This is a genomic window from uncultured Clostridium sp. (assembly GCF_947036855.1).
Classification (GTDB): Bacteria; Bacillota; Clostridia; order Clostridiales; family Clostridiaceae; genus Sarcina.
In genome coordinates this window covers 1-12,338 of the sequence record NZ_CAMQRY010000076.1, presented here as the reverse complement: position 1 = coordinate 12,338, position 12,338 = coordinate 1, and the positions used below count along the sequence as shown (strand labels likewise).

General features: G+C 29.5%; 9 protein-coding genes. 5 read left to right on the top strand and 4 right to left on the bottom strand.

Annotation, left to right across the window (positions count from 1 at the left end; genetic code table 11):
* Positions 1–645, top strand: a 645-nt coding sequence (locus Q0V15_RS08730; RefSeq protein WP_297438062.1) for a response regulator transcription factor, incomplete at its 5' end; no start/stop codon positions are given.
* Positions 629–2,011: a cell wall metabolism sensor histidine kinase WalK gene (locus Q0V15_RS08725; RefSeq protein WP_297438060.1), complete on the top strand. Its 1,383-nt coding sequence runs from the start codon at positions 629–631 to the stop codon at positions 2,009–2,011. The genes Q0V15_RS08730 and Q0V15_RS08725, both read left to right, overlap by 17 nt.
* 88 nt (positions 2,012–2,099) lie before the next feature.
* On the opposite strand, the gene Q0V15_RS08720 is transcribed toward Q0V15_RS08725, so the two are convergent.
* Positions 2,100–3,251, bottom strand: coding sequence for an MFS transporter (locus tag Q0V15_RS08720; protein ID WP_297438057.1), 1,152 nt, complete (start codon positions 3,249–3,251; stop codon positions 2,100–2,102).
* A 237-nt stretch (positions 3,252–3,488) separates the two neighbouring features.
* On the opposite strand from Q0V15_RS08720, the gene Q0V15_RS08715 reads away from it, so the two are divergent.
* The 3 genes from Q0V15_RS08715 (at position 3,489) to Q0V15_RS08705 (ending at position 5,590) form a co-directional block, all read left to right on the top strand.
* On the top strand, positions 3,489–3,932 hold the full coding sequence (locus Q0V15_RS08715; protein WP_297438055.1) for a hypothetical protein: 444 nt from the start codon (positions 3,489–3,491) through the stop codon (positions 3,930–3,932).
* A gap of 112 nt (positions 3,933–4,044) precedes the next feature.
* Entirely contained in the window at positions 4,045–4,911 is an 867-nt protein-coding gene (locus Q0V15_RS08710) for a DMT family transporter (RefSeq protein WP_297438053.1), read from the top strand.
* Between the two features lie 133 nt (positions 4,912–5,044).
* Positions 5,045–5,590 (top strand): class I SAM-dependent methyltransferase, encoded by a 546-nt coding sequence (locus tag Q0V15_RS08705; RefSeq protein WP_297438051.1) that lies wholly within the window; start codon positions 5,045–5,047, stop codon positions 5,588–5,590.
* Between the two features lie 49 nt (positions 5,591–5,639).
* Here Q0V15_RS08705 and Q0V15_RS08700 read toward each other — a convergent pair whose 3' ends face one another.
* From Q0V15_RS08700 to Q0V15_RS08690, 3 genes are all read right to left on the bottom strand, one after another.
* Positions 5,640–5,948: a hypothetical protein gene (locus tag Q0V15_RS08700; RefSeq protein WP_297438049.1), complete on the bottom strand. Its 309-nt coding sequence runs from the start codon at positions 5,946–5,948 to the stop codon at positions 5,640–5,642.
* A 149-nt stretch (positions 5,949–6,097) separates the two neighbouring features.
* Complete coding sequence (locus Q0V15_RS08695; RefSeq protein WP_297438048.1) at positions 6,098–7,312, bottom strand: MFS transporter; 1,215 nt, start codon at positions 7,310–7,312, stop codon at positions 6,098–6,100.
* Between the two features lie 215 nt (positions 7,313–7,527).
* Positions 7,528–12,338: SdrD B-like domain-containing protein (locus Q0V15_RS08690; protein ID WP_297438046.1), on the bottom strand; the 4,811-nt coding region annotated here is incomplete at its 5' end.

Sequence of the window (12,338 nt, the reverse complement as noted above, 5' to 3'; positions counted from 1 at the left end):
GAAGATGATGTGCAGATACAAGACCTTATATGCGAATTTTTAACAACTCAAAATTATGAGGTTGATTATGCTAATGATGGTATTGCAGGGTTTGAAAAGTTTAAAGAAAATAAATATGATTTAGTTATTTTAGATGTTATGATGCCAAAACTTGATGGATATGGATTGTGTGGACTTATAAGAGGGAGAGATAAAAGTATACCTATAATATTTTTAACGGCGCTTGGAGAGGAAAGTGATGAAATAAAAGCATTTGAGCTTGATGCAGATGATTATATAGTAAAGCCATTTTCATTTAATATTTTAATAAGAAGAGTGAAAGTAGCTTTAAAAAGAAATATGATACAAGATATTAAAGAAGAAATTTTAAAATTTGAAGATTTAAGATTAGAGCTAGATACTTTTAAAGGATATTATATGGAGGAGGAAATTGAACTTACATTAAAGGAGTTTAATATTTTAAAGTTACTTATAGAAATATATCCAAGGGTTGCTAAAAGAGATGTATTACTTGAGAGAGTTTGGGGCTATGATTATTTTGGTGATACAAGAGTTATAGATACTCATATGAAAAATATTAGAAAGAAAATAGACTACAAGTATATAAGTACGGTTAAGGGGATTGGTTATGTTCTTGAAAAATAAGTGGATTAATATGAGTATAAAGAAGAAGATATTTGTAGTAACAGCTAGTTTTATTTTAGTAGCTTTTTTGATATTGTACTTTGCCATGTATACATTTATGCCACGAGTATATGAGGGATATAAATATAGGTTGTTAAATAATAATAGTAAAAATTTTGTGAAAGAACTTGAAGTAGCAGATAAAAATAATTTAAGTGATGTTGTAAATAATTTTGCATATGAGAATAATGCAATTATTAGGATAGAAGATGAAAATGGAAATAGTTTAGTTAAACCAATAGGTAAACCTTACATAGGTGGACGACCTAGTGAAAAGGGGGAGATTATTTCTATTGAAAAGAATGTTTATATAAAAAGCATTGATAAAGATTGTAGTGTAAGTGTTAGAACTATGTATAAGCCTATTGATGAGGCTACACAGGCAATCAAGTTATTTATGCCATTTATGATAGTGATAGGACTTATAGTATCTTTAGCAATTGCGAGGATTTATTCAAAGTTTATAGATAAAAAGCTTAGGGAAGTAAATAGCTATGCTAAAAAAATATCAGAATTAGATTTTAGTAAGAAGATAGATATAAGTGGAAATGATGAAGTTTCACAGTTATATGGAAATTTAAATATAATGAGTGATAGATTAAATATTGCTATAAAAGATTTAGAGGAAAGCAATAAGAGTTTAAAAAGTGATATTGAAAAAGAGAGAATTCAAGAGAAAAGTAGGCGAGAGTTTATAGCTACAATATCACATGAACTTAAATCACCACTTACAGTTCTTTCAGGTCAGCTTGAAGGCATGAAATACAATATTGGTAAGTATAAAGACAGGGATAAATATATAGATGAGTGTTCTGAAATAGTTATAAGTATGCAGAATTTAGTGAATGATACATTATCTATAAGTAAGCTTGAAAGTATGGATGAAAAGCTAAAAATTACTGAGGTATGTATAACAGATATAGTAGAAGAGGTTATTTATAAAAATAAATACTTTATTGATGGAAAAAATATTGATTTGGATATTGATATTGAAGAAGAGGTATTTACAATGGTAGATAAAGAGTTATTTAAAAGAGCAGTTTCTAATATTATAATAAATGCATTTAAATATACAGAAATAGGGGAACAAGTGAAAATAAAGCTTACTTCAAATGAGCTATTAGTTGAAAATACAGGAATAACTATGGCTAAAGAAGAACTTGAAAATATTTTTAAAGCATTTTATAGAATTGATAAATCAAGAAGTAGAAAAACAGGTGGAACAGGGCTTGGACTATATATAGTTAAAAATATATTAGATAAACATAAGCTTATATATGGTATAACTTCAGAAGATAATAAAGTTAGTTTTAAGGTTAATTTTTAAAGAAAAAGACTATATCAAATAATTATGTATAAATTAGGAAGCTTTTTTAGAGTTTACTATTTATATATAATTGATATAGTCTTTTTTGCTATGCTATTTTTGTTCTTTTAGCATCAATGAAGAATATTATAGCAGCTATTATTGCTATAATTGTTGATGCATAGAATGAACCATTTATGTTATTCATTTTAAGTAGTGATGATATAAATCCAAGAATTAGTGGTGAAACAAATTCACCAAGATATATACCAGTAGCTATTATTGAGATACCTAGTGCGGCATGTTTCATATGTACACATCTTGAAGCATTAAACATTGCAAAGGGTACAACAAGTCCAAATCCAAGACCTACAAATATAATACCTATAAATATTAATAAAAGAGATTGTCCCATTCCCATAGGAATAATTCCAAGCCCCATAAGTAAAAATGATATTACAGGAATATAGTTGTGAAGTAATTTTAAAAGCTTTCCAAATATAAGACCAATTATAAAGCCACAAAGCGTAACTATTGCTATAAGAATTCCAGCAGTTGTAGGAGTTCCAAGTTTCTCACTACTTATAAGTAGTGCTACATTAGTTGGAACACTATAAAAGACTATGTAACCAGTAAGTGCCATAAAGGCATATTTAAAAACTTCTTTATTAAGGTTTATATGTTTATCATCATTAGAATGAATATGTTCAAATCTAGCTTTCTTTGGTAGGAATAAAACTATTACTGTAAGTACTGGTATTGCTATAAGATAAACAAGGAATGGATATCTCCAACCTGTTGTAGCTAAAACACCAACTATTAGGATTGCTATAACTCCACCAAGATTTGTGATAGCAGATGAATACCCCATGAAGACAGCTTTCTCATGTCCTTCAAAATAATCACCAATTATAACAAGTGAAATTGGTGCAAGCATTCCAAGCCCAACTCCAAGTAGAGCACGTGAACCTATTAAAAAATAAATGCTAGGTGAGAAGAATCCGAGAACTCCACCTATTGTATATAATATAAGCCCTATAATCATAAGGGTTTTCTTTGCGATTGTTTTAGTTAAATAACTTGTAAATAAACTTACAGGAATACAAATTAATGCAGGTATTGTAAGAACAAGTTTTAAAGTCAGTTCACTAGCACTAGAGAAATGTATTCCAATTGTGCTAAGAGCAGGACCGATACCAGCTGTAGCAATTACAGTTAATAAAGATAAAGATAGTATTGCTATTTTTTCTGTTAATTTCAAATTAATTCCCTCCTTGTAATAGTTGATTAGTCAACTATTACAATTATAGGTTCTAAGAGTTAAAAGTCAATGGAATAAAAATGAAATAGAAACAGTTTATTAAAAAAATATACATAAAAAAAGAATAAAATGTTAAATAAGTAGATTAAATATACATTAATGTTGAAAAATGATAGTTAATATGTAATTATATAGATAAAGAAAATGACTTTACAAAAGATAAATGGGGGATAAAAGATGAATAAGAGAGCTATAGGATTAGTGGTAGCAGTTATTATAGGCGTAGCAGGTTTTGCACTATACGAAAATAATAAGGTTTCAATTTTAGATAAAGCAGATTTAATAGCGATAAGTCCTAAAACAGGTAATGTGGATATAGGGGAGCTTAAATTTATAGATACTGAAACTAAGAATACAAGTGAAGGATTAGTTTTAGAAACTAAAGTGAAAAATGAAACAGATAAGAAGATAGTAGGATTAAGCTATGTTTATTCAATAGATGGACAAGTTTTTGATATAGAGAGTAATCAGATTTTAGAACGGGGACAAACAGGAGATACTATAGAAACAAAAATTAGCAAAAAAATAGTTGGTGATAAGATATCTTTAGTAAGAGCAAAAATAAAATATGTTGATAATAAAAATGAAATTATAAGTGAGAAATTTGTACCAGTAATTTAATAGTGGGTGGAGTATCAGTATTGGTACTCCATTTTTTATTGCTTTATATTTGAAATAAGCTAAATTGTGGCATATACTATTAGAATGTCTAGTTTAAAAGGAGGTGTTTGATTTGAGTAGCAAAAACAAAGCGATAATATTAATACTTGTATCATCACTTACAGCAGCTTTAGCATCTACTGCTATAAAAGAAGCTGGAGTTTTGCCTTTTTATGAGAAGAGTTTTTTTAGAAATCTTGTAACAGTTGCAACAACTGTATTTATTATAATTAGGTCTAATAATTCATTTTTTGGTAGAAAGGGTAATAGAAAATTTTTAATTTTAAGAGCATTATTTGGAACGCTTGGAGTTTGGTGTAGTTATTATGCAATTAATCATATGTTACTTGCTAATGCAATAGTACTTGGTAAACTTAGTCCATTTTTTGTGATATTATTCTCTTTTATATTTTTAAAGGAAGGAATAAAAAAATATCATATAGTGGCTATGGTCATAGCATTTATTGGAGTTTTATTTATAGTAAAACCAAGTGGTCATATGAATATTATGATTTCATTAGTAGCAATTGCTTCGGGGGTATTTGGTGGAATAGTTGCAACATTTTTAAGATTCTTAAGATCAAAAGAGCATCCTAATACTATAGTATTTTTCTATGCATTTGCTTCAGCTATATTATCTATTCCGTTTATGGTTTTTTATAAATTTGAAATGCCGAGTATGCATCAGTTTATAGCACTTATGCTTGCAGGAGTATTTTCATCATGTACACAGTTTGCTTTAACTACAGCATATAAACATGCACCAGCTAGAGAAATTTCGGTATTTGGATATAGTAATGTAGTATTTATAACATTTATAGGGTTTATAGTTTGGAATAACATACCTGATAGATATTCATTACTTGGATATGTGTTTATTGTTGTGGCATCAGTAGGTATGTTTATTTATAATAGTAAAAAACCTAAAATTGCAATATAGTATAAGGTTTACAGATGAAATTCATATTAAAATCATATTGATATAATAGAATAATCAGTATAGAATGATAGAAAGTATATAATTTAGAATTACTTTATATTAATAAATTAGGGTAATTGTTTGGAGTGATTTGATGTTTTTACTAGAGTATATAAAAAATCCAAGAAAAGTTGGAGCAGTAGCACCAAGTAGTAGATATTTAGCTAGCAAGATGCTTGGAGAGATAGATTTTGAAAATGCAAGATGTATAGTTGAATATGGTCCAGGAACAGGAGCTTTTACAGAGCAATTGTTAGCAAGGGCAAGTGAGAATACAAAGATAATACTTATAGAAGTGAATGAAGATTTTTATAGAAGATTAAATAAATTATATGGGCATAAAAAGAATGTTGCGGTGCTTAATGAGAGTGCAGAAAACATAGATGAAATACTTGTAAGATATAATATAACAAATGTTGATTATATAATTTCAGGGCTTCCATTTGCATCATTGCCAAGAGAAGTTTCAGATAAGATTTTAACAAAGACAGCAGAAATTTTAGATAAAAGTGGACAGTTTATAACTTTCCAATATTCATTAGCTAAGAAAAGATTATTTGATGAATTCTTTGGGAGTATAAATACTGATAAAACATATAGAAATATACCACCAGCGTATGTACTAAGATGTAAAAAATAAATATATAAATAAAAAACCTATGCAGAAAGTTGCATAGGTTTTTACTATTTTATTGTCTAATCCAGTCCATAACACCAGGTGTGAATGATTCTGCATTATCCTTAGTGATTTCTGTTACGAAAATTCTATCAGTTGCTTCCATTACAGCTTTAATCTTAGTAGCTATCTCAGTTGCTGATTTATCAGTTTTAACTATGTAACAATCAGGCATAAGTTCAGCTTGTTGTCCAAGTTCTTTAATTGCTCCAACAACCTCTTTATCATCACGAACTGCATGTGCGTGTTCATGCTCATGGTGTTCTCCACCACATCCGCATGATGCTTCTTTTAAATAGTAGTTAATTACGTATACTGTCATATAAAATACTCCTTTAGTGCTTTTTTATAATCATATAACATAATCTGATTAATTGCTAGTAAATTATTTGTGTAATTAAGAAAAAGGCTATATCAAAGTTTAATCTGTAATGATTAAGTTAAATGATATAGCCTTTAATTATATTAAGGTTATTTAATTTCTTTTAATATATGACTTGTGATTAAAAGATAAATTCCAAGAATAAGTGCAAGTATATTTATTGAAATAAGCGATATAAGTGCAATGTTTGAACTAAAAGTACTCCAGATAAATCCTGTTACAATAGCTCCAAGGAATGAACCCATAAATACAAAAGTATTAGTAACTCCATTTAATGTACCTCTAAAATGGTCTTTTGTAACTATATGATTTGTTACAGTTGGGAATAAAGTTACAAGTACATTATATCCACTCATAAAGATAGTTGCACCAAGTGCTAGTGTTATAACATTAGAATGCCAAATAAATAATAGTATTCCAATAACCATAGCTACAAGTGATATAACTAAAATAAGTGCAGTTTTTCTAGCTCTAACAAATTTAAGAGAAGATTTTATAAATAATGTAGAAATTATAGAAGCTGGTATAAATACTATATAAAGCTTACTTGAATCTCCCATTTTTAAAAGGTACTGTGGTGCTATAAAGAATATTGCAACAATTGTATATGTTCCAACAAATGCTTGGAAGTTAACAATTGAGAATTCTTTGGTTTTAAGTAGTGTAGCAAAATAACTCCAAAAAGCAGCTCCAAGTTCAGTTTCTTCTTGCTTTACCACCTTAGAAGTTTCAGATTTAGGTTCTTTTAAAAATATAACAAGCAAAATAAAAGTAATAGCAACACAAGCTATATCTATATAAGTCATAGTTTTATATGACATAAACATCATTAAAACTGTACTTCCAGCAAGTCCTACTGTTGCACCAATGGCAGTATAAAGACCAGCAGCATTCATAGCAGTTGAAACTTTATCTTTTTCTACGCTAATAGAAAGCCAAGAATATCCAACAGCAGCAAAAGCACCAGCACCTTGAAGTGCACGTGAAAATACAAATACATAAGCATTATTGCTAACTACTGATAAAATTAATCCAAGGCTAAGTAGAGCGAGTCCAAATAGTAATACTAATTTTTTATTGAATTTATCACTTAAAAGACCAAATGGTATTTGAAGTAAAGCTTGTAAAAGTCCATATGTACCGAGTGCAATAGCTCCAATTTCAACACTTCCATATTTAAGTTTTTGTGCATATATAGAAACGAAAATTGTTATAAATGCAGTTGCAAATTGTCTAACACCAAGGGTTAAACTAAGTAGATATACAAATAATGATTCGTCTTTTGTAAAATGTTTAGTTGACATAGTTCCCTCCAAATTAAGTTTTATTTAAATTTATAATTAATTGCTAGGTATTATTATAAATCAAAATTTGAAGTAATAGTGATTTGATATTTTATTTGTTTATTTAGTATGTAAAAGAAGAATATTATATCAAATCAATTTTAATATAGAAAAAAAATGATTTGATTAATAAAAAAATCCATCTGAAAATTATTTTCAGATGGATTTTCTTTAAATTAACAACAAGAACCAGATGAGCAGCCACAAGAATTACAAGAGCTACAAGAAGAGCAAGAACTACATGAATTACACTCGCAAGTAGTCATATCTTTGAAGCAATATTTGATTTTATCTTCTAGGGTACCTATAAATCCTACATTTATATTGTCAATACTAGAAGTTACTATTGTAACAACTGCTGTAAATGTAGTTTGTGAGAATCTAGAAGCATAATAGCTTGTATCTGGAACTGTTAAATTTAAAGCATTGATAGCTGTAACATGAAGGATATAAGTTCCTGGTTCAACATTTTTAAATTCATAATATCCTTTAGATTTTGCACCAGTAATAGTTGTTTGTAAAAGTGATGCATTACTAGAATATAGGGATATACTAACATTATTGAATAAAAAATCACAGTTATCATAGATACTATTTTCTTTACAATCAAAGAATGCAAAGCCTGATATGCTATAAGTCATATAAGGAAATATACCACCATCTACAACTTGAAGTGGATTACTTGTATCTAGCGTAAATAAAACAGAATTATTATTTGGTGTTAATATATCAGAATTTTGAAAACTACCACTACTTACATTATAGGTAGTGAAATTAAAGTTTTTTGGTGAATTAACTTTTATAAAATAATCACCTTGTGGAAGATTATCAAATGAGTAAAATCCATTAGCATCAGTTATTGTAAAATAAATAGCTGTATTTGGAATCTCATTTGAGTAAAGTTCTACAGTTATATTTTCAAGAAGTGGCTCAGAGTTTAAAAGTCCATCTTTATCAGCATCATGCCAAATAGTACCTTGAACAGCATAGTATTTTATATCAATTTTATAATCCTCAACCTCACCATCAGATGCACCACCAAGTGAACGAGTATCTTCTTCTGATAAAAGTCCATTCTCATTTATAAGAATATCAGTAGTGATACGAACTCTTGCAAAGGTACAATCTTCTTTAAAACATTCAAAGTTTGTATTAGGAATTAGAATATTTATATCTTTAGGATTTGGGTCATTAGAACTTGGAACTGGAGTTATAACACCTTCAGAAAGTTCAAAAATACCATTACTATTAAAATCTATCCAGCTATAAATATAAGCAGTTTCACCAGTATTATTAAGGTAACTTACATTTAAAAGATATTCAGTAGCACCAGAAGGAAGACTTGTAAGTGGAATATTTACTCCATCATCTTGAATTCCATTTATAAGATCATCACCAGTGGCATCAGTATTTTGATATCCATCTGCCTCTTCTGTTATAAGTGAACCAAGTCTTAAAGTATTTTTACGAGCGTGTCTTGGTCCATTGTTGCTAAGAATGGTAGAGTAATTATCAGTTCCATTAGTAGCATCTATATCAGGAGCATCTCCAAAATCAAGTAATAAACTTGCATCAGAACATATAGCACCGTCTAAAAATAAATTTGGAAAGGTGTTTGATATATGAGCAGATATAGCAGTTCCACCAGTTATGATATATCTATAAATATCACCATTTGTACCATCAAGTGCAAATATATGACCATTAGAATCAATTAAGATGCTTTGGAAATTACCTATTATACTTGGGGTAGGTACAATTCTAGTAACAGAAGCAGTAGTTGGGTCAAGGATGATAATATCACCATTAGTAATATCGATACTATAAAGATTTCCATCTATAGGACTAACACCCCAATCTTCTATAGGTAGTCCACCACCAATTATTGTAGTTCCTGTTGTAGTTGATACATATGAATTTGTAGGGTCTAATAATTGTAGAAAATTCACATTGTTTTGTCTTAAATCAACAGTATAAAACTCTAATGAATTAGTCTCATAAAGATAATAATATCCATCAGCGCTTATATCACCGATTGTAAAATATGGAGTTGTTAATGGAAATATAGCATTAGTAGAAGATAAGTTTGTTATATTACCATCATAATCAAGTCTAACTAAAAAGCCATTAGTATTTGAAAATCCATATATATAATTATCAAGTTTACTATAGCCTATTGCATTAATATCTTGAACAGGTCGCAATTGGATTTTTTTATCTATACTAGCTGAAATAATATTATATTGTATTAAGTCAGGGCAGTCACCACCTGTTATTAAAAATGCACAGGCATCACAAGGGATTTTTTTAGCTGGTTTTATATGACCAAAATGCTTATCACAAAAAACTTCTCCATTTGCAAGGTCTGTATTAGTTACAGGCATATATATTTCTCTTGGAGTAGTTGAAAGTTCAAAGCCTGTTGGTTGCGTGAAAGGGGTTGGTGGACAAGAAGCAAGTGGGTTACCAGCTGTTTCACATATTAGATATTCACCAACTTCTGATATTTCAAAGCTATAAAAACCTAGAGCATCAGTTTGTGTTTCATAGCAAATTACGTTAACAAAGTCATATAAGACTACAAAAACATTTGGTATACCAGGTTCACCTATATCATAAGTTCCAGAAAGATTTAAATCTTCAAAAACATAGCCACAGAAAGTTACAGTAGAAAGTTTAACTTCTAAGTAATAATCCTCAACTTCACCATCAGATGCAGGTCCATAAGAACGAGTATCTTCAGTAGTTGGATCAGTATTTGCATTAATTAAATTATCTGTTGTAATTCTAAGTCTGATGAAAGTATGGTATTCAGTTACAACACTACCTACTGGTTTAGTGAAAGTGAGAGTAGCAATTCTAGGATTTGTAGAATTTGATGAAACTACAACAAAGGCAGATTCATTTTCATCAAAAGTTCCATTTTTATTAAAATCAAGCCATCCATAAATATTGGCATCAAGACCAGTATCATTAGTATATAAAACATCAACAGAATAGGTATCATCTGTATTATATAAAGCGGTTAAAGGTGTTATAATTCCATCATCAGGAACATTTAATATTAAATCATCACCAGTTGCATCAGAATTTTGGTAAGCATCCTTTTCGGAACTAACACGACTTCCAAGCATTAGATTATTTATAATTTGATGTCTTGGACCATCACTTTCAAGAAGAGTTCTATAATTATCTTCCCCTTGAGTAAGTGGATCTATATCTGGTGCATCACCAAAATCAAGTTCAATAACAGCATTTATACAACTTGTACCATCATTTGTTGAAAAAATTCCTGTTTGAGTGAAATTTTCAGCAGTAGCATTATTTCCATTTATTAATATACGATATACAATTCCTGTATCATTACTGATTATAAACATATCATCAATAGTAAATGAGAATGCGGCACCAAAACTTTCTCCAGTAGGAAGCCCTGTAGTAGTTAGATTTGTTGCTTGACCTGTGGTAGGAATAACTCTTTCAATTACTCCAGTATTTCTAGCTCCACCATATAAATTTCCATCATTTATATTGAAAATCCAATCTTGTGCAAGAGTTGTCATACTTAGTGTTGTACCAAAAGCTGATAGTTCTATATCATAATTATTAGTTGGATCAACAAGTTGTAAATAATATGCAGAGAGTGGATTAAGGTCTAAAACATAGAACTCAGGGTCACCAGGATTTATAAAGAAGTAATGTCCCAAATCATCAAAAGCACCAGTTATATAACCTCCATTATTTGCTAAATTATTAATAACTCCAAGATTAAAAGTATTACCAGATGCATCTACTCTTATAAGACTAGGAAGCCCAACATCTTCAATACCATAGATAAAGTTATCAAGAGGATTAAAACCTACGGCATTTATTTGCCTATCTAAAGTGTATAAAGGTGTTACAGTTCCTGTTACAGGGTTAATTTCAAACACTTCAGTAATAGGGGAACCTGCAAACTGATAAGATGTTGGTTTACAAGGAAAAGTATCAGTAGAATTATTATGTCCAAAATTATTTACTATGTCAGTTTGGTTAGCTAAATCAGCAGGTGTTACTGTTATAAATCTAGTTCTAGAGGTTGTTGAGTTTGTATACCCACTAGGCTGTCCAAATAAGTCAGGTGGACAATTATTACCAGGGGTGATAGAAGTTTCATATAAAATATAATCTCCAGCTGTATCAACTTTAAATTCATAATCCCCATTGGCATCACTTTGCTCTGAAATACAAGTACGATTAGCTACATCATATAAAACTATAAATGCATTTGGGATTCCAACTTCAGAGTTATCAAGTATGCCATCTTGGTTAGCATCATAAAAAATCTTTCCATTAAGTTTTGTAGAAGAATTTAATATTTCAAGATAATAATCTTCAATTTCACCATCATATGCAGGTCCAAGAGAACGAGTATCTTCTAGTGTAGTATTAGCAGAATTAGTATTAGTTAAAGTTTGAGTTGTAAGTCTAACCCTAACGAATGTGTGGTCTGGTATTAGTTGATTTGCAATATTAAAATTTAAATTAACAATTCTAGGGTTACTAGAGTTTGAAGAAATAGTTCCTGTTGCAAATTCATTTCCATCAAAAGTTCCGCTTTTATTAAAGTCTATCCAAGCATATACAGTTGCATCTATTCCAGTATTATTAGTAGCAAGAACTGAAAGTGTATAAGTTGAATCAGCAGTAAATACTGGTGCTAAAGGGGAAGTAATTCCATCATCAGGTACATTTAAAATAATATCATCACCAGTTGCATCTGCATTTTGATATGCATTTGTTTCAGATGTTATATTAGACCCAAGGAAAAGTTCATTAACTATTGCATGTCTAGGTCCATTGTTAGCAAGCAGTGTAGAATAGTTATCTGCTCCATTAGATGAACTAGTATCAGGTGCATCACCAAAATCAACATTAATTTGAGAGTTTATACACATAGCACCATCATTTATTCCAGATGCAGCAGAGTTAGAGAATGGTTCTGATA

What these genes read in the sequence shown, in the direction of transcription:
- Q0V15_RS08725 (WP_297438060.1), top strand. Translation starts at nt 629, where the DNA reads ATGTTCTTGAAAAATAAGTGGATTAATATGAGTATAAAGAAGAAGATA.
- Q0V15_RS08715 (WP_297438055.1), top strand. Translation starts at nt 3,489, where the DNA reads ATGAATAAGAGAGCTATAGGATTAGTGGTAGCAGTTATTATAGGCGTA.
- Q0V15_RS08705 (WP_297438051.1), top strand. Translation starts at nt 5,045, where the DNA reads ATGTTTTTACTAGAGTATATAAAAAATCCAAGAAAAGTTGGAGCAGTA.
- Q0V15_RS08700 (WP_297438049.1), bottom strand. Translation starts at nt 5,948, where the DNA reads ATGACAGTATACGTAATTAACTACTATTTAAAAGAAGCATCATGCGGA.
- Q0V15_RS08695 (WP_297438048.1), bottom strand. Translation starts at nt 7,312, where the DNA reads ATGTCAACTAAACATTTTACAAAAGACGAATCATTATTTGTATATCTA.